At 68.8% G+C, this 22,606-nt stretch carries 22 protein-coding genes; 6 read left to right on the top strand and 16 right to left on the bottom strand.

Annotated elements, in window-relative coordinates; translation table 11 throughout:
* Positions 1–6 precede the first annotated feature (6 nt).
* Positions 7–909 (top strand): ABC transporter permease subunit, encoded by a 903-nt coding sequence (locus tag ABLE93_RS13915; RefSeq protein WP_348840433.1) that lies wholly within the window; start codon positions 7–9, stop codon positions 907–909.
* Entirely contained in the window at positions 909–1,715 is an 807-nt protein-coding gene (locus ABLE93_RS13910) for an ATP-binding cassette domain-containing protein (RefSeq protein ID WP_348840432.1), read from the top strand. The genes ABLE93_RS13915 and ABLE93_RS13910 overlap by 1 nt, the downstream gene beginning before the upstream one ends.
* Positions 1,716–1,721: 6 nt before the next feature.
* On the opposite strand, the gene ABLE93_RS13905 is transcribed toward ABLE93_RS13910, so the two are convergent.
* The 5 genes from ABLE93_RS13905 to ABLE93_RS13885 are packed head-to-tail and all read right to left on the bottom strand — an operon-like array spanning position 1,722 to position 6,602.
* Complete coding sequence (locus ABLE93_RS13905; protein ID WP_348840431.1) at positions 1,722–2,567, bottom strand: fumarylacetoacetate hydrolase family protein; 846 nt, start codon at positions 2,565–2,567, stop codon at positions 1,722–1,724.
* A 35-nt stretch (positions 2,568–2,602) separates the two neighbouring features.
* Positions 2,603–3,340: an SDR family NAD(P)-dependent oxidoreductase gene (locus ABLE93_RS13900; protein ID WP_348840430.1), complete on the bottom strand. Its 738-nt coding sequence runs from the start codon at positions 3,338–3,340 to the stop codon at positions 2,603–2,605.
* Positions 3,337–4,554 carry an ABC transporter substrate-binding protein gene (locus ABLE93_RS13895; protein ID WP_510183030.1) on the bottom strand — a complete coding sequence of 406 codons (1,218 nt, stop codon included), beginning with the start codon at positions 4,552–4,554 and terminating at the stop codon, positions 3,337–3,339. The genes ABLE93_RS13900 and ABLE93_RS13895 overlap by 4 nt, the downstream gene beginning before the upstream one ends.
* Positions 4,555–4,599: 45 nt before the next feature.
* Positions 4,600–5,364 (bottom strand): acetoacetate decarboxylase family protein, encoded by a 765-nt coding sequence (locus ABLE93_RS13890; RefSeq protein WP_348840428.1) that lies wholly within the window; start codon positions 5,362–5,364, stop codon positions 4,600–4,602.
* A gap of 47 nt (positions 5,365–5,411) precedes the next feature.
* On the bottom strand, positions 5,412–6,602 hold the full coding sequence (locus ABLE93_RS13885; protein ID WP_348840427.1) for an alpha-hydroxy acid oxidase: 1,191 nt from the start codon (positions 6,600–6,602) through the stop codon (positions 5,412–5,414).
* 286 nt (positions 6,603–6,888) lie between these two features.
* Here ABLE93_RS13885 and ABLE93_RS13880 point away from each other — a divergent pair, with 286 nt between their 5' ends.
* A complete protein-coding gene (locus ABLE93_RS13880) occupies positions 6,889–7,899 on the top strand; it encodes a GntR family transcriptional regulator (RefSeq protein WP_348840426.1) in 1,011 nt (336 codons plus the stop codon).
* Between the two features lie 55 nt (positions 7,900–7,954).
* Here ABLE93_RS13880 and ABLE93_RS13875 read toward each other — a convergent pair whose 3' ends face one another.
* Together ABLE93_RS13875 and ABLE93_RS13870 are read right to left on the bottom strand one after the other, a co-directional pair.
* A complete protein-coding gene (locus ABLE93_RS13875) occupies positions 7,955–9,163 on the bottom strand; it encodes an ABC transporter substrate-binding protein (protein WP_348840425.1) in 1,209 nt (402 codons plus the stop codon).
* 97 nt (positions 9,164–9,260) lie between these two features.
* On the bottom strand, positions 9,261–10,040 hold the full coding sequence (locus ABLE93_RS13870; protein ID WP_348840424.1) for a 3-hydroxybutyrate dehydrogenase: 780 nt from the start codon (positions 10,038–10,040) through the stop codon (positions 9,261–9,263).
* Positions 10,041–10,638: 598 nt separating this feature from the next.
* On the opposite strand from ABLE93_RS13870, the gene ABLE93_RS13865 reads away from it, so the two are divergent.
* Positions 10,639–12,063, top strand: coding sequence for a sigma-54 interaction domain-containing protein (locus ABLE93_RS13865; protein ID WP_348840423.1), 1,425 nt, complete (start codon positions 10,639–10,641; stop codon positions 12,061–12,063).
* Between the two features lie 15 nt (positions 12,064–12,078).
* Here ABLE93_RS13865 and ABLE93_RS13860 read toward each other — a convergent pair whose 3' ends face one another.
* From ABLE93_RS13860 to ABLE93_RS13820, 9 genes are all read right to left on the bottom strand, one after another.
* Entirely contained in the window at positions 12,079–13,221 is a 1,143-nt protein-coding gene (locus tag ABLE93_RS13860) for an MFS transporter (protein WP_348840608.1), read from the bottom strand.
* A 71-nt stretch (positions 13,222–13,292) separates the two neighbouring features.
* Positions 13,293–14,015 (bottom strand): arsenical resistance protein ArsH, encoded by a 723-nt coding sequence (arsH, locus tag ABLE93_RS13855; protein ID WP_348840422.1) that lies wholly within the window; start codon positions 14,013–14,015, stop codon positions 13,293–13,295.
* Positions 14,012–15,067 (bottom strand): ACR3 family arsenite efflux transporter, encoded by a 1,056-nt coding sequence (arsB, locus tag ABLE93_RS13850; protein WP_348840421.1) that lies wholly within the window; start codon positions 15,065–15,067, stop codon positions 14,012–14,014. The genes arsH and arsB overlap by 4 nt, the downstream gene beginning before the upstream one ends.
* On the bottom strand, positions 15,064–15,504 hold the full coding sequence (gene arsC / locus ABLE93_RS13845; RefSeq protein WP_348840420.1) for an arsenate reductase (glutaredoxin): 441 nt from the start codon (positions 15,502–15,504) through the stop codon (positions 15,064–15,066). The genes arsB and arsC overlap by 4 nt, the downstream gene beginning before the upstream one ends.
* A 7-nt stretch (positions 15,505–15,511) precedes the next feature.
* Positions 15,512–16,051, bottom strand: a complete 540-nt coding sequence (locus ABLE93_RS13840; protein ID WP_348840419.1) for an arsenate reductase ArsC — start codon at positions 16,049–16,051, stop codon at positions 15,512–15,514.
* The gene (locus ABLE93_RS13835; protein ID WP_348840418.1) at positions 16,044–16,421 is read right to left on the bottom strand and encodes an ArsR/SmtB family transcription factor; all 378 of its coding nucleotides are present in this window, start codon (positions 16,419–16,421) and stop codon (positions 16,044–16,046) included. The genes ABLE93_RS13840 and ABLE93_RS13835 overlap by 8 nt, the downstream gene beginning before the upstream one ends.
* Before the next feature lie 133 nt (positions 16,422–16,554).
* Complete coding sequence (locus ABLE93_RS13830; RefSeq protein WP_348840417.1) at positions 16,555–17,772, bottom strand: extracellular catalytic domain type 1 short-chain-length polyhydroxyalkanoate depolymerase; 1,218 nt, start codon at positions 17,770–17,772, stop codon at positions 16,555–16,557.
* An 89-nt stretch (positions 17,773–17,861) separates the two neighbouring features.
* Positions 17,862–18,281 carry a ribbon-helix-helix domain-containing protein gene (locus ABLE93_RS13825; protein WP_348840416.1) on the bottom strand — a complete coding sequence of 140 codons (420 nt, stop codon included), beginning with the start codon at positions 18,279–18,281 and terminating at the stop codon, positions 17,862–17,864.
* Positions 18,282–18,400: 119 nt separating this feature from the next.
* A complete protein-coding gene (locus tag ABLE93_RS13820; protein WP_348840415.1) occupies positions 18,401–19,648 on the bottom strand; it encodes an alpha/beta fold hydrolase in 1,248 nt (415 codons plus the stop codon).
* A gap of 46 nt (positions 19,649–19,694) precedes the next feature.
* Here ABLE93_RS13820 and katE point away from each other — a divergent pair, with 46 nt between their 5' ends.
* Both katE and ABLE93_RS13810 read left to right on the top strand, forming a co-directional pair.
* On the top strand, positions 19,695–21,851 hold the full coding sequence (katE, locus tag ABLE93_RS13815) for a catalase (RefSeq protein ID WP_348840414.1): 2,157 nt from the start codon (positions 19,695–19,697) through the stop codon (positions 21,849–21,851).
* Positions 21,852–21,862: 11 nt separating this feature from the next.
* Positions 21,863–22,570, top strand: a complete 708-nt coding sequence (locus tag ABLE93_RS13810; RefSeq protein WP_348840413.1) for a DUF6766 family protein — start codon at positions 21,863–21,865, stop codon at positions 22,568–22,570.
* Positions 22,571–22,606: the final 36 nt, after the last annotated feature.

The raw sequence follows: 22,606 nt of genomic DNA, 5'->3' as shown, positions 1-22,606 counted from the left end.
ACGGCCATGAGCCCCACCGCACAGCCGCAGGCCACGGCCTTCGCCCACGGCGCCGTGCCGCCCGTGGCCGCCGCCGATGCCGATCCCCGCGCCGAGGGCGCTGCGATCGGCGCCCTCGCGGCAACGCAGGCCCGCGCCTTAGGCCGGGCGCTGCTGCCCTGGGCGCTGCCTCTGGCCGTGCTGGCCATCTGGCAGGCGGGCGCGAGCCTCGGCCTCATCTCGTCCCGCGTGCTCCCGGCGCCCACGGATGTGGTGCTTGCCTTCTGGCGCACGCTGAACGACGGCAGCCTCCTCGCGAACATATGGGTGTCCACCGGGCGGGCCCTGAGCGGCCTCGCCATCGGCGGCGGGATCGGCTTTGCCCTCGGCGTGCTCACCGGCGTCTTCCGCCCGGCCGAGACCGCGTTTGATTCGGCCATGCAGATGCTGCGCAACGTGCCGCATCTCGCCATCATCCCCCTCGTCATCCTGTGGTTCGGCATCGGCGAGGAGGCGAAGGTTTTCCTGGTCGCGGTGGGCGTCGCCTTCCCCCTCTATCTCAACACGTTCCACGGCATCCGCACGGTGGACCGCGCCCTTGTCGAGATGGCGCGGGTCTACGGCCTGTCCAGCGTCGCCCTGTTCTGGCGCATCGTGCTGCCGGGGGCCCTGCCCTCGGTTCTGGTGGGCCTGCGCTACGCCCTCGGCATCATGTGGCTCACGCTGATCGTCGCGGAGACCATCTCCTCCTCCGCGGGCATCGGCTACATGACCATGAATGCCCGCGAGTTTCTCCAGACCGACGTGGTGGTGCTGGGCGTCCTCGCCTACGCCCTGCTGGGCAAGCTGGCGGACAGCCTCACCCGCGCCATCGAGCAGCGGGCGCTCGCCTGGCACCCCGCCTACCAGGCCGGAACGGGAGGGGTGTGATGGAGATTTTCGCCGCCACCGATGCCGACGTGGCTGCCAGCGTGCGCGCGGCCGAGATCCGCGCCACCTTCGCCCGGCCACCCGCGCCGCCGCAGACCCGGCGGCCGGGCGAGCCGATCCGCCTCAGCGGCGTCACCAAGAGCTTCGGCGCCCGGCCGGTGCTCAGGCGGCTCGACCTCTATGTGCCGGCCGGGCAGTTCCTCGCCGTGGTGGGCCGCTCCGGCGGCGGCAAGACCACGCTGATGCGCCTCCTCTGCGGCCTTGATGCGCCGACCTCTGGCGAGGTGCGCATCGGCGAGCGGCGCGTGGACGGCCTGATGCCCCAGGTCCGCCTGCTGTTCCAGGATCCAAGGCTCGCACCCTGGCAGCGCGTGCTCGCCAACGTGGGCATCGCCCGCGGCCCGGCGTGGCGGGAAGAGGCGTATGCGGCGCTAAAGGACGTGGGCCTCGCCGATCGCGGACGCGATTGGCCGTCGGTCCTGTCGGGCGGCCAGAAGCAGCGGGTGGCCCTTGCTCGCGCCCTCGTCTCGCGCCCCGGCGTGCTGCTGCTGGACGAGCCCTTCGGCGCCCTCGACGCGCTGACGCGCACCGAGATGCACCGGCTGACCGAGCGCATCTGGACCGGGCACGGCTTCACCACCGTGCTCATCACCCACGATGTCGCCGAGGCGGTGGCCCTAGCCGACCGGGTGCTCGTGCTGCGGGCCGGCGAGATCGCCCTCGACGTGGCCGTGGACCTGCCCCGGCCGCGCGAGGAGACGGCGGAGGCCGCGGAGCTGAAGCGCCGCATCCTCGCCGCGGTGTAAGGACCCTCAGCCCTCCGCCACCACCGTCTGGCGCTGGCGGCCGAGCCCAGCGATCTCCAGCTCCACCACGTCGCCGGGATGAAGCCACACCGGCTCCGGCTTGATGCCCATGCCCACGCCGGGCGGCGTGCCGGTGGCGATGATGTCGCCGGGCAGCAGCGTCATGTAGCGGCTGCAGTAGGCGACGATTTCCTTCACTCCGAAGATCATGGTTCGGGTATTGCCGGACTGCATCCGCCGGCCGTTCACGTCGAGCCGCATGTCGAGGTCCTGGGGATCGGGCACCTCATCGGCAGTGACGAGGAACGGACCCACCGGGCCGAAGCTGTCGCAGCCCTTGCCCTTGTCCCATTGCGAGGACTGGAGCTGGAAGGCGCGCTCCGACACGTCGTTGACCACGCAATAGCCGGCCACATGAGACAGCGCGTCCTCTTCCTCCACATAGCGGGCGGTGCGGCCGATAACGACGCCGAGTTCCACCTCCCAGTCGAGCCGGGTGGAATGGCGCGGCTGGATGATGGCATCGTCCGGCCCCGCCAGGGCGGAGAGGGCCTTGAGGAAGATGATGGGTTCGCTGGGCACCGCCATGCCGGCCTCGGCCGCGTGGTCGGAATAATTGAGCCCGATGCAGATGAACTTGCTCATGCCGCTGTAGGGCACGCCGAAGCGCGGGCTGCCGGAGACCAGCGGCAGCGTCTCGGGAGCGAGAGCGGCGATGGCCGCGAGGCCTTCGGGCGAGAGCTCGCGCGGGCCGATGTCGGCGAGGACGGCGGAGAGATCGCGCAAGCGGCCGTCGCGATCCATCAGGGCCGGCTTTTCCGCGCCGGGCATGCCATACCGGCAGAGCTTCATGGGAGAGTGACCTCAAGCTTTCAAAGGAACAGGGCTCACGCCACCGTGGCGCCGGCATCCACCGTCCAGGCGGCGCCGTTGACGTGGGCGGCGTGCGGGGAGAGCAGGAAAGCGACGATGCCGGCCACGTCCTCGGGCCGGCCGTAGGCGGCCGCGCCGGCGCGGCGGATGCCGCCCGCGGCCTTCGCCTTCTCATCGAGAGCGTGAATCATCCGCGTCTCGATGGGGCCGGGCAGCACCGCGTTGACGCGGATGGCGGTGCCCGCCACGTCCAGCGCCGCCACCCGGGTCAGGCCCAGCACCGCGTGCTTGCTCGCCACGTATCCGGCAAGACCCGCCCGGCCGCGCACCGCCGAGGTAGAGGCGGTGTTCACCACCGCCCCCGTGCCCCGCGCCCGCATGCGGGCGAGGACGTGCTTGAGGCCGAGGAACACGCCGCGCACGTTCACCGCCTGCACGGCGTCGAAGGCGTCGTCGGGGTAGTCCCAGATGGGCGCCACCGCCCCCTCGATGCCGGCATTGTTGGCGAAGGCATCGAGGGGACCGAGCCGGTCCTCGGCGGCGGCGACGAACGCCGCCACCTCGGCCGCGTTCGACACATCGGCGGTGAGGGCGAGGGCGCGGCGGCCCGCGGCCTCCACCCGCTCCGCGGTCGCGGCGCACGGCGCCGCGTCGCGGTCCACCACCGCCACGTCGTGGCCCGCCTCGGCGAGCCGCACGGCGATGGCGCGACCGATGCCGCCGCCCCCGCCGGTGACCAGCGCGACGCTCACGACTTCACCAGCGAGCACCCGCCTTCCGACAGCGGCCGCCACACCTGCTCCGGCGGGATGGACTTGACCACGTTGTAATAGTCCCACGGCGCCTTGGACTCGGCCGGGGTCTTCACCTGGAACAGGTACATGGGGTGGATCTTGCGCCCGTCGATTCGGATCGAGCCCTTGCCGAACAGGGGATCGTCAGTCGGCAGGGCCTTCATCTTGTCCACCACCACCACGCCGTCCGTGGCATTGCCGACGGCCGAGACGGCCTTGAGGTAATGCAGGGTCGAGGCATAGGCGCCGGCATGCAGAGCGCTCGGATAGCGTCCGTCGTTGCGCGGGGCGAACCGCTTGGTCCAGGCGCGGGTGCCGTCGTTGAGATCCCAGTAGAAGGCTTCGGTGAACTGGAGGCCCTGCGCCGTCTTCAGCCCCAAAGAATGCACGTCGGTGATGTAGAGCACCGTCGCCACCAGCCGCTGCCCGCTCGCCGGAATGCCGAACTCCACCGCCTGCTTGATGGAATTGATGGTGTCGCCGCCGGCGTTGATGAGGCCCACCACCTGCGCGCCCGAGGCCTGGGCCTGGAGCAGGAAGGAGGAGAAGTCCTGCGTGTTCAGCGGCGCGCGCACCCCGCCGATCACCTTGCCGCCGGTGCGGGCGACCACGTTCTTCACGTCCTGCTCCATGGCATGGCCGAAGGCGTAGTCCGCGGTGAGGGTGAACCAGTTCTTGCCGCCGGATTCCACCACCGCCGTGGCCGCGCCGGTGGCGAGGGCATAGGTGTCGTAGGTCCAGTGCACCGTATTGGGAGAGCAGGCCTTGCCGGTGAGGTCCGAGGAGGACGGGCCGGAGGCGATCATCACCTTGTTCTTCTCCCGGGCGATGGAAGCCACCGCCAGCGCCACGGCCGAATTGGGCACGTCGACGATCATGTCGACGCCTTCGGTGTCGAACCACTTGCGCGCGATGCCCGCGGCGACGTCCGCCTTGTTCTGGTGATCGGCGGCGATGACCTCCACCTTCAGCGGCTTGCCGGCGGCGTTGAAGTCCTCGACCGCCATCTGCGTCGCCACCAGCGAGCCCTTGCCCGTCACGTCGGCATAGAGGCTCGACATGTCAGAGAGCACGCCGATCTTGATGGTCTTCTGGTCCTGCGCGGCGGCGAAGCCGGGCGCGGCGAGAACGAGCGCGCCGGCGGCAATGAGCGTCCGCCGGGACAACAGCATGGTCATGAATTTCCTCCCTTGGCTTTTCTTGTGAGGGTCAGCGACTCAGGGGATGAGCCGCTTGAGGAGCCGGCGGTCCTCCACGGCGAAGCCGCCGCCATAGACGTCGGACACCATGAACTGGGCGGAGAGAATCTCCGGCTCCAGCTCGGTCAGGGGATCGAACGCGCTTTCGTGCAGGTTCATGATCGCGCGGCCCGCGATCGGCGCGGAATAGGCGATGGGCGTGCGCCGGTAGACCACGTCGGCATAGGCCGTCTCCAGCCGCTCGGGATGGGGCAGCCGGCGCACGTGGATCTCGCCGCCGGGCTGCTCCGCCTCATCCACCAGGCGCACCACGGGGGCGGCGGGATCGGGCGTGAACGAGACTTCCGCCAGCGGCACGCCGCGGCGGATCACGGCGCTCTCGATGGTGCCGTTCTCGGCCTCGTCGAAGCGGAAGGTGCAGTCCTTCTTGGTATAGCCGAAGATCTCGCGACCGGCGGCGATGCCCATGGGGTCGGAGCAGTACATGTAGATGTGGGTCTGGGTGAACAGATCTTCGTAGCGCACCGCCACCGTCACCATCAGGTCGAACATGCGCCCCTGATGGACCGCCAGCGTGTGGCCGGGCGAGGCCATGAAGCGGAAGGCGACGCGATCGTTGACCAGCTCGAACGGTGTGTCGGCCAGGAGCGCCGCGACCTTCTTCTGGTCCACGCGGGTCATCACCTCCAGCGTGCGCAGGGCGCATTCCCACTCCACCGGATAGGCCGGCGAATAGGGCGGGTTCACCCCGCTGTTGGGATGCATCTTGTAATTGCCGAACATGGGTCCTCTCCTGTGGTCGGGCCGCCGGATGGCCGGCGTGGATGTCGTCAGGCCGGCGCGACGGCGCGCAGATGGGGCGGGACGGGCGTGGGCGTGTCGAGCAGAGCCCGCGCCGCGTCGCGCGGGTCGGTGATGCCGCAGAGCGCCATGGTGAGGTCCAGCTCGCGGCGCAGGATGTCGAGGCAGGCGGTGACTCCCGCCTCGCCCATGGCGCCGAGGCCATAGAGGAAGGCACGGCCGATGAGGACGCCGCGGGCGCCGAGACCCAGCGCCTTCAGCACGTCCTGCCCGGAGCGGATGCCGCCGTCGAACAGCACCTCGATGTCGCTGCCGGCCGCCTCGGCGATGCGCGGCAGCATGCTGATGCTGGAGGGGGCGCCATCCAGCTGCCGACCGCCGTGGTTGGACACCACGATGGCATCGGCGCCGGTGCGCGCGGCGAGGCGGGCGTCCTCTGGATCGAGAATGCCTTTCAGCACCAGCTTGCGGTCCCAGATGCGGCGCAGCCAGCGCACGTCGTCCCAGTTCAGCGTCTGGTCGAACTGGCCGGAGACCCATTGGGCGAGGGAGGACATGTCCTCCACCCCCTCCACATGGCCGACGATGTTGCGGAAGGTATGCCGCCGCGTGCGCGCCATGTTGAGGCACCAGCGCGGCTTGGACGCGAGATTGACGATGTTGCGCAGGGTGGGCTTCGGCGGCGTCGACAGCCCGTTCTTGATGTCGAGATGGCGCTGGCCCTGCACCGGCAGATCGAGGGTGAGCACCAAGGCGGAGCAGCCGGCGTCGCGCGCCCGCTTGACCAGGCGCTCCATGAAGGCCCGGTCCTTCATCATGTAGAGCTGGAACCAGAACGGGCGGCTCGTGTGGTCGGCCACATCCTCGATGGAGCACACGCTCACCGTGGAGAGGGTGAAGGGCACGCCGAAGCGCTCGGCGGCGCGGGCGGCGAGGATCTCGCCATCGGCCCACTGCATGCCGGCGAGGCCGGTGGGCGCCAGCGCCACCGGAATGGCCGCCGGCTCGCCGAGGAGCCGCGTCGCCTGGCTGCGCTCCGAAATGTCGATGCCAACCCGCTGCCGCAGGCGGATGGCGCCAAGGTCCGCCTCGTTGGCGCGATAGGTGGCGCCGGTCCAGGAGCCGCAGTCCACGTAGTCGTAGAACATGCGCGGCACCCGGCGGCGCGCAAGCTCGCGCAGGTCCGCGATGGACGTGATGGGGGCACCCGGGAAGCTCACGTTAGCCGTCCTGTCGTCTGCCTGCCTGAGGGCGGTGCGTCTGGCGGCGCCGCTCCGAACTGCGATTTTCGATCAAAACGTACATTGGATTCAAAGTACGTTTCTGTTAAAAGCCAAGTGCCGGTCGATGTCAAGCGCGCCGGCGGCAAATGCGCTGTCCCGCAGCCGCTCTTTCACTGGCGGCAGCGGGGCCGCCATGGTTGGTCGGCAGCGTGCTCTTGCGCGGCGGCCGGCCTGTCGGATAGGCGCGTGCCCGGTCCGCATGCGCGAGGGGAGAAGGGATGACATGAGGGGGGTCAGGGCGGGCGAGGCGGCGGAGGGCGCGCAGACGAGCGCCTCGCTTCAGGAGCGCACCTATCTGCAATTGCGGGACATGATCCTGCGCGGGCAGGTGCGGCCGGGCGAGCGGCTGCTGGAGGCGGAGGTGGTGCGCGCCTTCGGCATCAGCCGTTCACCCGCGCGGCTTGCGCTGGCGCGCCTGTGCGAGGGCGGCCTCCTGGAGGAACTGCCCGGCCGCGGCTATCGCGTGGCGGGGGCGGCCGAAAGCGACGGTGCCGGCCTTGCCGTGCTCGACCCCGTGGACCTCTCGGCACCCCGGCAATGGGAGCGCATGTATGAGGAGGTGGAGCAGGAATTGTTCGTTCGCACGCTGTTCGGCTCGGTGCGACTCAACGAACTGCGCCTCGCCGAGCATTTCGGCGTGAGCCGGACGGTGACGCGCGACCTGCTCGCCCGCATGCACGGCGTCGGGCTCGTCGCCAAGGACAGCGCCGGCCACTGGATCGCCGAGAAAATGACGCCGGACCGCATCCGCCATCTCTACGAGCTGCGCTGCCTGCTGGAGCCGGCGGCCCTACGCCACGCCGCGCCTCTGGTGCCGGAGACGGCGCTGGAGGCCATGCGCGCGCGCATCCTCTCCACCCGCGCCGACAAGCCCATCAGCAGCGCCCGCTTCGACGAGGTGGAGACCGACCTCCACATCACGCTCCTGAGCCACTGCCCCAATGCGGAGATCCTGCGCGCGCTGAAGCGCACGCATCTTCTGTTCGGCCCCACGCGCTATCTGTTCGATCCGCTGCTGGGCATCCCCATCCGGCTGATCGTGGCGGCGCTGGACGAGCATCTCGCCATCATCGAGCTGCTGCGCGACGGCAAGGCCGAGGCCGCCGCGCGCGCCCTCGAGACCCATCTTCAGGACGCGGTGGAGCGCTGGCTCGGCCGCTTCGAGAGCACCACCCGCGGCCAGCCCCTCGCCTTCCCGTCGTATCTGCGGCCGGCGGATCCGCTCCCCGCCTGAGGCACGGACCGCCACAGCGGAGGGGCCGGGCCGCAGCCCGGCCCATGCCGACTGCCTACTTCACCAGCGGGCAGCCGCTGTCCTTCGCCGGAATATAGGCTTCCGGCCCGGGGATGGTCTCCAGCAGGGTCAGATAATCCCACGGGCCCTTGGACTGGGCCGGCTTCTTCACCTCGAACAGATACATGTTGTTGAACACGCGGCCGTTCTCGCCGATGGAGGCGTTCTTCATCATCATGTCGTTGACCGGCGTGGCGCGCATCTTGGCCGCCACCTTGTCGGCATCGTCGGTGCCGACGTCCTTCACCGCCTGGAGATAGTGGCGCACAGCCGAATAGACGCCGGCCTGGTTCATGGACGGCTTGCGGCCGGTCTTGGCCTCGAACTTCTTCGACCACGCCCGCGTCTCGTCGTTCATGTCCCAATAGAACGAGTTGGACAGGGTCAGGCCCTGCGCCACCGGCAGGGTGAGGGCGTGGATGTCGTTGATGTTGAGCAGCAGGCCCGCGAGGGTCTGGCCGCCGGCGGGCAGGCCGAATTCGGTCGCCTGCTTCACGGAATTGATGGTGTCGCCGCCGGCATTGGCGAGGGCCACCACCTTGGCGCCGGAAGCCTGCGCCTGCAGCAGGAAGGAGGAGAAGTCGGAGGTGGCGAGCGGCACGCGCACGCCGCCCTTCACCGTGCCGCCGAGCGCCTTCACGGTCTTTGACGCCTCGTCCTCCAGCGAATGGCCGAAGGCGTAGTCGGCAGTGATGAAGAACCAGCTCTTGTCACCCTTGCCCACGAGGGCGCGGGCGGTGGCGGCGGACACCGAATGGGTATCCCACGTCCACATGAAGCCGTAGGGGCTGCACGCCTTGCCGGTGAGATCCACCGAGCCGGGGCCGGACATGAGGAAGATGCGCTTGCGTTCCTTGGCGATGCCCTGCACCGCCAGCGCGGCGGCGGAGTTCGGCACGTCGGCGATCACGTCCACCTGCTCGGTGTCGAGCCATTTGCGGGCGACGCTGGCGGCCACGTCCGCCTTGTTCTGGTGATCGGCGACCACGATCTCCACCGGCACCCCGGCGACGGAATTGCCGAACTCTTCCGCCGCGAGGCGGGCGGCGAGTGCGGAGCCTTCGCCGTTGATGTCCGAATAGACGCCGGCGAGATCGGAGAGGACGCCGATCTTGATTTTGCCGTCCGACACCTGCGCCGAGGCGCCGGTGACGCCCCCCGCCGCAGCAAGACACAGCGCGGCGGCCAGAACCTGAGCTTTCATGTGTTTTCTCCCGCTTGTTATCGTCGTTGCTCCGGAGCGCGTGCGATCCGGTCGTCCGGCCGGGATCTGCCCGGCATTCTCTTGCGTGCCCTCGATTTCAGCGCGCCACATAGCCGCCGTCGACCGAGAGGGCGGTGCCCGTCACGCCGGAACCGGCCGGCGAGCATAGGAATACTACGGCACCAGCGATTTCCTCCGCCGTGACGGGACGGCGGATGGGCTGGTTCTCAAGGAAGACCTCGCGCACCACTTGATCGGGCGACAGGCCGGTGACCTTGGCCTGGTCGGCGACCTGCATCTCGATGATGGGCGTCATGACCATGCCGGGGCAGACCGCATTGCAGGTCACGCCGGTCTCCGCCACCTCGATGGCGATGGATTTGGTCAGGCCGATCAGACCGTGCTTGGTGGCCACGTAGGCCGGCTTGTGCGGCGCGCCCACGAGCCCCAGCGCCGAGGCGATGTTGACGATGCGACCGAAGCGCCGCTCCGTCATGGAGGCGATGACCGCCTTGCTGGCGTGGAAGGCGGCGGAGAGGTTCACCGCCAGCAGCAGGTCCCATTTCTCCTCGGGAAATTCAGCGAGGGCCGAGACGTGCTGGAGGCCGGCATTGTTGACGAGGATATCCACCGGCCCGAGCGTCGCCGTGGCCTCCGCCACCATGGCGCGGACGTCCTGCGGGCGGCTCATGTCGGCGCCGCTGTAGACCACCTTGGTGCCGGACGCCGCAGCGATGGCCGCGCGGTTGGCCTCGATCTCGCCGGCATCGCCGAAGCCGTTGAGCATCACGTTGCACCCCTCGGCGGCCAAGGCCTTCGCGATGGCGAGGCCGATCCCCGAGGTGGATCCGGTGACGATGGCGTTGCGTCCTCTCATGGTCCTGCTGTCTCGCTTGGGTTTCGCCGGGTCGGCCGGCATCTGGATCGGGAAGGCGACCGGCGGCCGCGTGCGCGGCGGCAACCGGCGCGTCTGTTAGGGACGAAGCCGGGGCGCGGCCGTGGCGGGGGTGTCGGTTTGCAGCGTGCGGAGGGCGGGAGCATGCGGCGCGCGCGCCCGCCGCGGCCGGAGGCGCTGAACAGGCGCACAGGACCGGGAGCGACCCATTGGGCCGGCGCCGGCGAAGGCGATCCTTTCTGGCTGCATCTCGATTTGGCGTCCCCTCGGCCCTCAGCCGGCCTCTTGGAGGTCCGGCACGCAAGGGCTCTTGCTTGCGTCGTCTTGCTTGTCGTTCTCGTGAGCAAGCCACGTGCCAGCCCGTCGCAGGGCGAGCAAACCGTGTCGCCACAACGCCCCGGCCGATCGTGCGACCGCAAACGGGGCGACACCCTGTCCCAATGTCTGGACAGCGGCGCGGGGCCCATCGTCGCTGGGTCGGCGTCCAATGCCTTCCCATCGCTGAATCACGCCCCAATGGCGCTGGTCCAAAAATTTGGACATAGTGTCCCTACTTTGGACACCGCCCGGATGCGCCACCATGCAGACCGCCGCCCTGACGGCCGCGCACACGCCCGACGACGACGCGCGCTTCGCCGCCGCGCGGACGCTGCTCATGATGGTGGAGGAGATGATCGACGGCGCCACCCTGGTGGATCGCCATTCCCGCATCGTGTGGCTCAGCGAGGGTCAGCTTGCCCTGCTGGGCGGCCTTACCCTGGACGACGTGGTGGGCCGGGAGATCGAGCGCATCATCCCGCACAGCCGCATGCGCGAGGTGGTGGAGACCGGCCGCCCCCATCCCCTCGACATCATCCAGTACAACGAGCGCTCGCTGCTGGTGACGCGGCTGCCGCTGCGCGACGAGGCGGGCGAGGTGATCGGCGCCGTCGCCTTCGCCCTCAAGAACAGCATTCCCCATCTGCGGCCCATCGCCGAGCGGGTGCACCAGCTCCAGTCGCGCCTCGCCCGCATCGAGCAGGCGCTCTCCACCACGCGCACCTCGCGCTTCAACCTTCAGCACATCCTCGGCGCAAGCCCCGCCATGCGCCAGCTCAACCGTCTGGTGCGGCGCGCCGGAGACGTGCGCTCGCCGGTGCTGCTGCTGGGCGAGACCGGCACCGGCAAGGAGATGGTGGCCCACGCCATCCATGCCGCGTCCGGTCGCGTCAGCCGCCCCTTCGTCGCCATCAACGTGGCGGCGGTGCCGGAAAATCTGCTGGAGGCGGAATTCTTCGGCGTCGCGCCCGGCGCCTTCACCGGCGCCGCCCGCCAGCACCGGCCGGGCAAGTTCCAGATCGCCCACGAGGGCACGCTCTTCCTTGACGAGATCGGCGACATGCCGCTCGCCCTCCAGGCCAAGCTCCTGCGCACCCTGCAGGACGGCGAGGTGGAGCCGGTGGGCTCGAACCAATTGGCGCGGGTGGACGTGCGCGTCATCGCCGCCACCAGCCGGCCGCTCGCCGCCATGGTGGCGGCGGGCACCTTCCGCAGCGATCTCTATTACCGCCTGAACGTACTCTCCATCCGCCTGCCGCCGCTGCGCGAGCGCACCGGCGATGTGGACCTTCTGGCACGGCGCTTCTCCGAGCAGACCGCGTCCACCTTCGGCACCAGCGTGCGGCCGCTGACCAGCGAGGCGGTGGCGCGGCTCGAAGGCCACGACTGGCCCGGCAACGTGCGCGAGCTCGCCAACGTCATCGAACAGATCTATGCCCGTACCGACGGCCCGCGCATCGAGGCCCGGGACGTGGCGGAGGCTCTGGCGCCGTCCGATCTCGCCCCAGCGGCGGAACAGGCGCCCTCCGGCGACCTCGCCCAGGCGGTGGAGCGGCTGGAGCAGTCGATGATTGCCGATGCGCTGGCCCGCTCCGGCGGCAACAAGCGCGAGGCCGCGCGCCTCCTCGGCCTCTCCCGCAGCAGCCTCTATGCCAAGCTCCAGCGCCATGGCGCGCCGGCCGACTGAGAGGGCGGGCGAGGCTCAGGCGTCGCGCGCCCGCCACAGCAGGGCGACGAGGGCCGCCGAGCCGAGCCACAGCGTCACCAGCATCACGAGCACCGCGTCGGCCCCGCCCGTGGCGAGGAGATAGCCGGCGCCCAGCGGCGCCAGCGCCTGCGCGAGCAGCGCCGGCCGGGCGAGCCGCCCGGCGAGCACCGGATAGCGCTCCGCCCCGAGCACGGCGAGGGGCACCGTGCCCTTGGCGATGGAGAAGATGCCGTTGCCCGCCCCATAGGCGGCGAGCGCCACGGCGATGATGGGGAAGCCGGCCGCCAGCAGGATGAGGCCAAGCCCCATCAGCCCCACCGCCCAGCTCATGGTCCACATGGGATGATGCCGGCCGCCGCTGAGCTGCTCCACGATCCGCGCGAGCACCTGCGAAGGGCCGATCAGCGCCCCGACCGTCACCGCCTCCGCCAGGCTGAAGCCGCGCGACTGGAGCAGGGCGAGCACCTGCACCGACATGGCCGAGGCAATGGTGCCGCACAAGGTGCCGATGCCGGCGAGGAGAAGGAACCGCGTCAGGTCCCGCCCGTGAAGGGTCGTTCCCTCGGCGATGCGGGACGCGCGCCGCGGCGCGTCCTCGCCCACCTCCCCCCGGCCGCCCCCGGGGAGGAAGAAGGCCAGCAGCGGGATGCAGACGACAAGCTGGATCGCCGCATAGGCGAGACACGCGCCGCGCCAGCCGAGGTGCAAGGCGAGGAAGGCCGAGAGCGGCCAGCACACCGTGCTGGCGAAGCCGCCCCACAGGGTGAGGAGGGTGATGGGGCGCCGCGCCGCCGCGCCATAGAGATGGCCGAGTGCAGCGAAGGCCGCGTCGTAGAGGCACGCCGCCATGCCGACGCCTGCGAGGCACCAGCCCAAAGCGAAGATCGCAAGGTTTGGCGCGACGGCGAGCACGCCCAGCCCCGCCGCAAGGAACCCGCAGCCGCCCATCAGCACCCATCGCCCGCCATGGGCGCCGATGAGAAGGCCGACGCGCGGCGATGCCAGCCCCGCCATCAGCAGCCCGAGGGAGAGGCTGCCCATGATCCAGGGCAGCGACCATCCGGTATCGGCGGCGATGGGCGCGGCGAGGACCGCCAGCAGATAATAGGACGAGCCCCAGGTGAGGATCTGCACCATGCCGAGGGCCGAGATGAGCCGCAGGTCCGCGCCCCGCCCCTCGGCGGCGGAAGCGGCGGCGGCGCCCGGCGTCACCGTGCGGCCGCGCCGATGGAGAGCCGCGCCTCGAGCGCCGCCGCCGCTTCCTTGCGCTCGCTGTAGCGGTCGGTCAGGTAGGGGGCGATGTCACGGGTGAGGAGGGTGAACTTGATGAGCTCCTCCATCACGTCCACCACCCGGTCGTAATAAGGCGAGGGCTTCATGCGGCCGTCCTCGTCGAATTCCTCGAACGCCTTCGCCACCGACGATTGATTGGGGATGGTGAGCATCCGCATCCACCGGCCGAGGATGCGCATCTGATTCACCGCATTGAAGGACTGGGACCCGCCGCAGACCTGCATCAGGGCCAGCGTGCGCGCCTGGGTGGGGCGGATGGCGCCCAGCGCCAGGGGGATCCAGTCGATCTGCGCCTTCATCACCGCGGTCATGGCGCCATGGCGCTCCGGGCTGCACCAGACCTGACCTTCGGACCACAGGGACAGCGCGCGCAGCTCCTGCACCTTGGGATGCTCGGCCGGCGCATCGTCGGGCAGGGGCAGGCCGGCGGCGTCGAAGACCCGCGTCTCCGCGCCGAGGCGCTGCAGCAGCCGCTCGGCCTCCAGAGTCAGGAAGCGGGAGTAGGAGCGCTGCCGCAGCGAGCCGTAGAGCAGGAGAATGCGCGGGGGATGGCGCGACGGCGCCGCCGGGACAAGCCGGTCGAGGCTGGGGACGTCGAGCAGGGAGGCATCCAGATTCGGCAGGGACGGATCGCTCACGGCAGGCTGCCCGCCGCAGGCTGGGGCCGCGTGTCCGCCTCATACCAGCGTTTGGAGCGGTTCACGATCCAGACCACGGAGAGCATCACCGGCACCTCGATCAGCACGCCGACGACGGTGGCCAGAGCCGCCCCCGACTGGAAGCCGAACAAAGAGATAGCCGCCGCCACGGCGAGCTCGAAGAAGTTCGACGCGCCGATCAGGGCGGACGGCCCGGCGACGCAGTGCTGCTCGCCCGCGATGCGGTTGAGCAGATAGGCGAAGCCGGCGTTGAAATAGACCTGGATGAGGATCGGCACTGCAAGCAGCGCTATGACGAGGGGCTGGGCGATGATCTGTTCGCCCTGGAAGCCGAACAGCAGCACCAGCGTCGCCAGCAGCGCCACCAGCGACAGGGGCCCGAGCCGGCCGAGCAAACGATCCAAGGCGGCAGGCCCTCCCCGCGCCAGCACGCGGCGGCGCAGGAGCTGCGCGGCGATCACCGGAATGACGATGTAGAGCACCACCGACAGCACCAGGGTGCCCCAGGGCACGGTGATGGCGGAGAGCCCCAGCAGCAGGCCGACGATGGGGGCGAAGGCCACCACCATGATGGCGTCGTTCAGCGCCACCTGCGACAGGGTGAAGTGCGGCTCACCCTTGGTCAGGTTGGACCAGACGAAGACCATGGCCGTGCAGGGCGCCGCCGCAAGGATGATGAGGCCGGCGATGTAGCTGTCGATCTGGTCGGCCGGCAGGAGCGGGCGGAACAGCCAGCCGATGAAGAGCCAGCCCAGGAGCGCCATGGAGAAGGGCTTGACCGCCCAGTTGATGAAGAGCGTGACGCCGATGCCGCGCCAGTGCCGGCCGACCTCGCCGAGGGCGGCGAAGTCGATCTTGAGCAGCATGGGCACGATCATCAGCCAGATCAGCGCCGCCACGGGCAGATTGACCCGCGCGATCTCGACGGCGCCGATGGCGTGGAAGACGCCGGGGACCAGATGGCCAAGGGCGATGCCGGCGACGATGCACAGCCCGACCCACACTGTGAGGTATCGCTCGAACGTGCTCATGCGTCTGGCTTTGCAGGGTTGGCGATGGGGCGGCCGGCGGCGTCAACCACCTGCTCGCCGTCTTCCTTGGTGAAGGCGCCGCGCTGGGGTGGCAGCAGGTCGAGCACCAGCTCGGACGGCCGGCACAGGCGCACGCCCTTGGGCGAGACCACGAACGGACGGTTGATGAGGATGGGATGATCCATCATGGCGTCGAGCAGGGCATCGTCGCTCAGCGTCGGGTCGGCAAGGCCGAGTTCGGAGAAGGGCGTGCCCTTCTCCCGGAGGGCGCCGCGCACCGAAAGGCCGGCGCGGGCGATGAGATCCTTCAGCTCCGCGCGCGCGGGCGGAGTCTTCAGATATTCCACCACCTTGGGCTCGATGCCGGCATTGCGGATCATGGCCAGCGTGTTGCGCGAGGTGCCGCACGCCGGGTTGTGATAGATCACCACATCCATGGCGGCCTCACGCCACGTCCGGACGGGACTGCGAGGCGCCATCCATCCGGCCGATCTCGCGCAGCTTCATGCCGAGCGCCAGCTGGTCGAGCCGGGCGATCGGCAGGGCGGCGAAGACCGAGATGCGGTTCCTGAGATAGCGGAAGGCGGCGTTGAAGGCCGCTTCCTTCTCCAGCTCGGACCCCTCCACTGCCGCCGGGTCCTCGATGCCCCAATGGGCCGTCATGGGCTGGCCGGGCCAGATGGGGCAGGTTTCGCCGGCGGCGTTGTCGCAGACGGTGAAGACGAAATCCATCACCGGGGCGTTGGGCTCGGCGAATTCCAGCCAGCTCTTGGAGCGGAAGCCGTCGGCCGGGTAGCCATAGGCTTTCAGCACGTTGAGGGCGAGGGGATTGACCGCGCCCTTGGGCGCGCTGCCGGCGGAAAAGGCGCGGAAGCGCCCCGCCCCGTCCTTCGCCAGAATGCTCTCGGCGAGGATCGAGCGGGCGGAATTGCCGGTACACAGGAACAGCACGTTGTAGACGTGCCCGTTGGTTTTCTCAGGCATGGGCGACCTCGGACATTGTGTCTTGAGAGTCAGGCGCGCAACCGCAGGAGAGGGCGGCGACGGCCGGGGCGCAGACCTCGGGATGACCGCTGCAGCAATCCCTCATCAGGAAGGCAACGAGATCGGAAAGGGCGCCGTAGACGGCGCTGTAGATGATGGACCGCCCGTCCCGCCGCGAGCGCACCAGACCGGCCTGCTCCAGATGAGCTAGGTGGAACGACATGCGCGAGGAGGAGGCGCCGCCCATGGCCTCGCCGATGGCGCCCGCGGGCATGCCGTCCGGGCCCGCCTGAACCAGGAGGCGCACGATGCGCAGGCGCGTCTCCTGCGAGAGGCCGGCAAAGGCAGCGAGGGCTTGGGTTTCGTCCATATCTCAACGTTTCAATTGATATTGAGATATGATCAATAGCGCGGCCGCCCAAAATACGCAATCCCCCCGAGCCGGGGCTCGGAGGGATCGGGCAGAAGACTTGGATGGCGTCCGGACGTTCGCCCGCCGCCGCTCAGGCCGGCGCGCTCTCCAGGAAGAACCGCACCATCTCCCGGCTCGCGTCCGGGCCGCGCGGCTCAGTGTAGGAGCCGGACGGACTTCCACCGGACCACGCATGGCCGACGCCGTGGAGCACCCACTGCTCCAGCAGGCTCCGCCCACTCTCATCGCTGTGGACCTTGCGGGTGAAGCCGACGCCGCCCGGCGCCTCGCCGGTGGTGACCTTGGTGTCGAGACCGCCTTCGGCCTTCGCCTCGCCTGCGACGTGAGCCACCACCTGGGCCGCCACCTGGTCGCCATTCAGCGGATGGACCGTGTTGTCGCGGTCGCCGTGGAAGACGATGGTGGGGACCGCCTGCCCGTCGCCCCGTGGGGCGGCGGGGCTGCCGTGGCGCATGGCGGCAAAGGCGGACTGCACGTCCCGCGCCGCGCCGCAGGCAAGGCCCGAATGCACCCCCACCGCGCGGAAGAGATCAGGATAGGTCGCGCCCATGATGGCCGCCGTCGCGCCTCCGGCGGAGAGCCCGGCGGCGAACACCCGTGCGGGATCCACGGGGAATTCCGCCATGATCTCGCGGGTGATGCCGGCGATCAGCGAGGGCTCGCCGCGGTCGCGCCGCTGGTCCGCGGCATTGAACCAGTTCCAGCAGCCCGAGCCGTTCGCCTCCCGGCTCTGCGCCGGATAGGCGACAAGAAAGGTATGCTCCTCGGCCAAAGCGTTCATGCGCGTGCCGGCGGCGAAATCCTCGGGCGACTGGGTGCATCCGTGCAGCATCACGAGGAGCGGCAAGGGCTGCCCGTCGAAGCTTGCCGGAATGTAGAGCTTGTAGCTGCGCCGGCCCGCCGCATTGGAAAAGCTGCGGTCCTCGAAGCGCCCCGCGCGGGGCGCCACGGGCGCCTCGCGGGTAATGGTGCTCAGGGCGCCCGGCACGCGGTCGCGGGCGAAGTCCATCAGGCCGTCGAGCCACGATCCGGTTGGCGCACGGGCGGGCCCGGAAGACTTGACTGACCCGGCCTCACCGCGGGACGGCGCGGTCCAGGCGTCGCCGGTGGCGGCCGAGGGGGGCACCAGATCGACGAAGGGGCGGCCGCGTTGGTTTGCGTCTTCCGGCGCATCGCCGGACGGCGCGCCGGACAGCCCGTCGCGCAGGATGGCCATGGCCTCCTCCAGACGACCCTGGCGGGTGAGGCGCGTGGCTTCCATGAGGTCGATCTTGGAACGTAACGCCATTGGAATGGCTCCTGTCGAATGGTCGGGCCGGCGCTGAGCGCCGCCCTGCAACGAGGGCCGGGCCGGGGGGCTCGGGATGTGCGATAGGGTCAGAGGATCCGATCGGCCAACGCAGCCTTGACCGGCGCACTCGCCTGCAGGGCGCCGAGCACCTGGAGGGAAGCTATGGTCGAGCGCGCCAGCTCGGCAGAGACGTCCTCGGCGATGACAGCCATCCCGAGGACCTGGATATTGAGCATTTCCCCGGCTTTTTGTGCGGCCTCGAGATCCATGCGGCTATAGCGCCGCAGGCCGAGGTCGAGCTGGTGGCGTGCCAGCGAATTCTTCAGCGCCGCATCGTGGCGGTCGATCTGATTGCGGATGGCGGTGCGGATGAAGTCGGTGCGGTTGGAATAGAACCCCTCCCGCACCAGCAGGTCGATCTGGCCCAGATCCACGTAGCCGAGATTGATGGTGATCTTCTCGCTCTCCGGCGGACGGGATCTCAGCTCGTGGACTTTATCGGCCATTTTCCATCCCCTCACCATCCGTGTGGATGGTAGATGGCCCCTTTTCCCGTCCGCCGCAAGGGCGAGCAAAGGGAAATGTTGCGATGCGGCGCCGGCCCCAGCGCCACAGCGGCGCGGCCTCACACGGCCACCGGGGTCATGACGGGCGTGCGCACGCGACGCTCTTCCATGCCCCGTGCTGCGGACTTGATTGCGGCCATCACCTCCGCCGTCGCGGTTTGATGCACCATATGGCCGGCGCCCTTGATGCGCATGAACGTGCTGCCGGGGATATCCGCGTGCAGCTGGGCGGACTGTTCATCGATGGCGATGATGCGATCGCCCTCGCCGGCGACGATGACGACCGGCATCTTCAAGTCGCCGTAGCGGTCGCTGGCATCATAGGCCGCGGGGATCATCAGAACCGATTCCGCGGCTGCTGCCCGCAATTGCGAGGGGCGCAGTGCCATGGCCTTGGGGAAGGCGGCGAACTTGGCCGGCACCGCCGCCGGACCAAACATCTTGCGCAGCATCGACGGCCACATCAGCCATCCGAGGAGCGGCGAGACGGTGTAGCGCATCGCGTCGCCCACGACCGGGACCGCCGGCCCCGAAAGCGCGATCACGTCGAGGCGGACGTCCGGGTAATAATAGCCCGACGCGAGGATCAGCCCGCCCACTGCTTCGGGATGGTCGAGCGCAAGCCGCGCGGCGACGCAGGCGCCCCAGGAATGACCGAACAACAGGAAGCGCGAGACGCCGAGCCGGCGCAACGCCTTGTGGAAGAGATCGGCCTGCGCCTCGGCGGTCCAGATGGTCGATCGCGGCCGCGCGCTGTGGCCGAAGCCGGGGCGATCGAACACGATGACCCGGTGGGTTGTGGCAGCGAGGTCGACGAGGCCGCTGGAGTGAAGATCCTCCATGGACACGCCATTGCCATGCAGCATCACGAGCGGCTCGCCGGTGCCGCGCTCCCTATAGTGCAGCTTGACGCCGTCCACCTCGATGAACTTTCCCGAGGGAGGATTTTTGCGCTCGGTGTCGCGGGCGATCAAATAATTCGCCACCGCCGCCGCAACGCCTGCCGCCACGGCAGCAGCAACCGCAACCTGAACATTGGAAGATCGTGAAGACGAGGAACCATAAGACATGTCGAGCACTCCTTGAAAGGCATGCTCGATGACTCGGGGATCCTGAGAAATGTCGCAGCGTTCAGGAACGCCCCCTTCGAGATCAAAGTTCCTGCCGCTTCCCGCGCCGCAGCACAACCCACCCAATTCTTCGATGGCCAGCGCTTTCCTCGTCCTCCCGGCGAACGTCGGGTGCGACCCACCCGCGCACGCGCGGTGATTGCTGCCCGCGGCGGAACCGCCCGGCAGGAGGGGCATTGTGAGCACGCACGACGCGCGTGCTCATCCTCAAAGGACAGCAATCATGGCCAAGAACACGAGGGCCAAGAACACGGGGGCCAGGACCACTGGCACCGGGAGCGCCGGCTCGCCGATCGACAAGCAGGCAACCATCCACGATCAAAAGCTGCAGCGCGGGTCCGGCGGCGAACTCCACCAGATTGCGGACGCCGATACGCCGGTGCTCACGACGGCCCACGGCACCCCCATTTCCGATGACCACAATTCCCTGAAGATCGGCGTTCGCGGTCCCACCGCGCTCGAAGATTTCCATTTTCGCGAGAAGATCTTTCATTTCGACCATGAGCGCATTCCGGAGCGCGTGGTGCATGCCCGCGGCTATGGCGCCCACGGCTTCTTCGAAACCTACCAGTCGCTTGAGCAATACACCCGTGCCGACCTCTTCCAGAGGCCGGGTGAACGCACGCCGGCCTTCGTGCGCTTCTCGACCGTGGCCGGCAGCAAGGGATCGGCGGACCTCGCGCGAGATGTCCGCGGCTTCGCGGTGAAGATCTATACCAAGGAAGGCAATTGGGACCTGGTGGGCAACAACATCCCGGTCTTCTTCATCCAGGATGCCATCCGCTTTCCCGACCTCATCCACGCCGTCAAGGAAGAGCCGGACCGGGCGTTTCCGCAGGCGCAGTCGGCGCACGACAACTTCTGGGACTTCATCTCTCTGACCCCCGAAGCCATGCACATGATCATGTGGGTCATGTCCGACCGCGGCATTCCGCGCTCGTTCCGCTTCATGGAGGGCTTCGGCGTTCACACCTTCCGCTTCCTCAACGCGAGGGATGAATCCACCTTCGTCAAGTTCATCTGGAAGCCCAAGCTCGGCCTTCAGTCGGTGGTGTGGAACGAGGCGGTGAAGATCAACGGCGCGGATCCCGATTTCCACCGCCGCGATCTGTGGGAGGCCATCCAGTCCGGCAATTTCCCGGAATGGGAATTGTGCGTTCAGCTTTTCGACCAGGATTTTGCCGACCGCTTCGACTTCGACGTGCTCGATCCCACCAAGCTGATCCCGGAGGAGATCATCAAGCCCGTCCCCGTGGGGCGCCTGGTGCTCGACCGCATGCCGGACAATTTCTTCGCCGAGACCGAGCAGGTTGCGTTCATGACGCAGAACGTGCCACCCGGCATCGACTTTTCCAACGATCCGCTGCTCCAGGGCCGCAACTTCTCCTATCTCGACACCCAGCTGAAGCGCCTCGGCAGCACCAATTTCACCCACCTGCCGGTGAACGCGCCCAAGTGCCCGTTCGCGCATTTCCAGCAGGACGGCCACATGGCCATGCGCAACCCGGTGGGGCGCACCAATTACGAGCCCAACTCCCGGGGCGACGGCCCGCGCGAGGACCCGGCCCGCGGCTTTCGCTCGTTCCGCGAGGAAATTCAGGGGCCGAAGGTGCGACTTCGGGCGGAAAGTTTTGCCGACCACTACAGCCAAGCCCGGCAATTCTTCAACAGCCAGACGGTGCCGGAGCAGAAGCACATCGCCATGGCGCTGACCTTCGAACTGAGCAAGGTGGAGAACGAGGTCATCCGCGAGCGGGTGGTGTCGCACCTGCTCAATATCGACGAGGCGCTCGGCGCGACGGTCGCCGACAAGCTCGGCATGGAGCAGTTGCCGACGCCGGCGGATCCCGCCGTCGCCCCGCGGGACGACCTGCCGGCCTCCCCTGCCCTCAGCATCATTCAGAACGGCCCCGAGAGCTTCGCCGGCCGCAAGGTGGGTGTGCTGGTGAGCAACGGCTGCGACACGGCGGTGCTGAAGAAGCTGCAGGCCGCCGTGGAGAAGGAAGGTGCGACGCTCGAGCTTATCGCCCCCAAGGTCGGGGGGGTCACCGCTGCCGACGGAAGCCGGCTGGTGGCCAAGCACATGATCGACGGCGGGCCGTCCGTGCTGTTCGACGCGGTCGCGCTCATCCTGTCGGAGGAAGGGGCCGAGCGCCTCGCTGGCGAGGCGGCAGCCCGCGACTTCGTGGCCGATGCCTTCGCCCACTGCAAGTTCATCGGCTTCACCGCCGGTTCGGCTGCGCTGCTCGCCAAGGCGGGCGTCGCCAGTGATGCCGATGAAGGCCTGATCCGTCTCGATCGGAACGGCGCGGCGGCAAAGTTCATCGCCGCCTGCCGCAAGCTGCGGCTCTGGGCTCGCGAGGCGAGCGTCAAACTCTAAGGGAGAGACAGATGGCGGTTGAGGATGTCATGCAGCCCCGACGTTCTCGACCGCCATCGGCGGTCGCAAAGGCGCCGTCGGAGCCGAACCGATCCTTCCTGCGCGACAACGGGCTTACCCTCGCGCTCGCAGTGATGTTTGTGCTGTCGTTCATCGGCATGGTGGGCACCGGGGAAGCGGCCAACAACGCCACACGGCTCGAGCACGGCCAGCCTGCGCTGACCCTGCTTGCCTATCTCGCCAGCGGCGAGTTCCTCTCGGCGCTGTTCGAGAATTGGGAGAGCGAATTCCTGCAGATGGCCACCTACGTGGTCCTCACCGCCATGCTCTTCCAGCGCGGATCCTCGGAATCGCGCGATCCCGATACGCCGCACCGGCCGGATGACGCGCTGCCGTGGCGCGAGCGATATCCCCTTCTTGGATGGCTGTATGCCCATTCCCTCGGACTGACGCTGGCGCTGCTGTTCGTCGCGTCCTTCGTCCTGCATTGGGCCTTCAGCATGGTCGCGGCCAATGCGGAAGCGGCGCGCCATGGCGCCGAGGCGGAAACGCTCTTCAGCTATCTCTTCGATGCACAGCTCTGGTTCGAGTCGTTTCAGAACTGGCAATCGGAATTTCTGTCCACAGCCGTCCTGGTGGTGCTCTCCATCTTCCTGCGTCAGGAAGGCTCGCCGGAATCCAAGCCCCTGGCCGCCTCCAATTCCCAGACCGGAGAGTGAGACCGCGCCCTGTCGCCAGGGCGCAAAAAAACCGGC

This window comes from Xanthobacter pollutisoli, assembly GCF_040044995.1.
Lineage (GTDB): Bacteria > Pseudomonadota > Alphaproteobacteria > Rhizobiales > Xanthobacteraceae > Xanthobacter.
This window is presented reverse-complemented; position numbering and strand designations above follow the sequence as displayed.

Bases quoted from the DNA above. Each gene is read 5' to 3' on its own strand.
- ABLE93_RS13915 (WP_348840433.1), top strand. From the start codon at position 7: ATGAGCCCCACCGCACAGCCGCAGGCCACGGCCTTCGCCCACGGCGCC.
- ABLE93_RS13910 (WP_348840432.1), top strand. From the start codon at position 909: ATGGAGATTTTCGCCGCCACCGATGCCGACGTGGCTGCCAGCGTGCGC.
- ABLE93_RS13905 (WP_348840431.1), bottom strand. From the start codon at position 2,567: ATGAAGCTCTGCCGGTATGGCATGCCCGGCGCGGAAAAGCCGGCCCTG.
- ABLE93_RS13895 (WP_510183030.1), bottom strand. From the start codon at position 4,554: ATGCTGTTGTCCCGGCGGACGCTCATTGCCGCCGGCGCGCTCGTTCTC.
- ABLE93_RS13890 (WP_348840428.1), bottom strand. From the start codon at position 5,364: ATGTTCGGCAATTACAAGATGCATCCCAACAGCGGGGTGAACCCGCCC.
- ABLE93_RS13880 (WP_348840426.1), top strand. From the start codon at position 6,889: ATGAGGGGGGTCAGGGCGGGCGAGGCGGCGGAGGGCGCGCAGACGAGC.
- ABLE93_RS13875 (WP_348840425.1), bottom strand. From the start codon at position 9,163: ATGAAAGCTCAGGTTCTGGCCGCCGCGCTGTGTCTTGCTGCGGCGGGG.
- ABLE93_RS13870 (WP_348840424.1), bottom strand. From the start codon at position 10,040: ATGAGAGGACGCAACGCCATCGTCACCGGATCCACCTCGGGGATCGGC.
- ABLE93_RS13865 (WP_348840423.1), top strand. From the start codon at position 10,639: ATGCAGACCGCCGCCCTGACGGCCGCGCACACGCCCGACGACGACGCG.
- ABLE93_RS13860 (WP_348840608.1), bottom strand. From the start codon at position 13,221: ATGGTGCAGATCCTCACCTGGGGCTCGTCCTATTATCTGCTGGCGGTC.
- arsB (WP_348840421.1), bottom strand. From the start codon at position 15,067: ATGAGCACGTTCGAGCGATACCTCACAGTGTGGGTCGGGCTGTGCATC.
- arsC (WP_348840420.1), bottom strand. From the start codon at position 15,504: ATGGATGTGGTGATCTATCACAACCCGGCGTGCGGCACCTCGCGCAAC.
- ABLE93_RS13840 (WP_348840419.1), bottom strand. From the start codon at position 16,051: ATGCCTGAGAAAACCAACGGGCACGTCTACAACGTGCTGTTCCTGTGT.
- ABLE93_RS13835 (WP_348840418.1), bottom strand. From the start codon at position 16,421: ATGGACGAAACCCAAGCCCTCGCTGCCTTTGCCGGCCTCTCGCAGGAG.
- ABLE93_RS13830 (WP_348840417.1), bottom strand. From the start codon at position 17,772: ATGGCGTTACGTTCCAAGATCGACCTCATGGAAGCCACGCGCCTCACC.
- ABLE93_RS13825 (WP_348840416.1), bottom strand. From the start codon at position 18,281: ATGGCCGATAAAGTCCACGAGCTGAGATCCCGTCCGCCGGAGAGCGAG.
- ABLE93_RS13820 (WP_348840415.1), bottom strand. From the start codon at position 19,648: ATGCCCCTCCTGCCGGGCGGTTCCGCCGCGGGCAGCAATCACCGCGCG.
- katE (WP_348840414.1), top strand. From the start codon at position 19,695: ATGGCCAAGAACACGAGGGCCAAGAACACGGGGGCCAGGACCACTGGC.
- ABLE93_RS13810 (WP_348840413.1), top strand. From the start codon at position 21,863: ATGGCGGTTGAGGATGTCATGCAGCCCCGACGTTCTCGACCGCCATCG.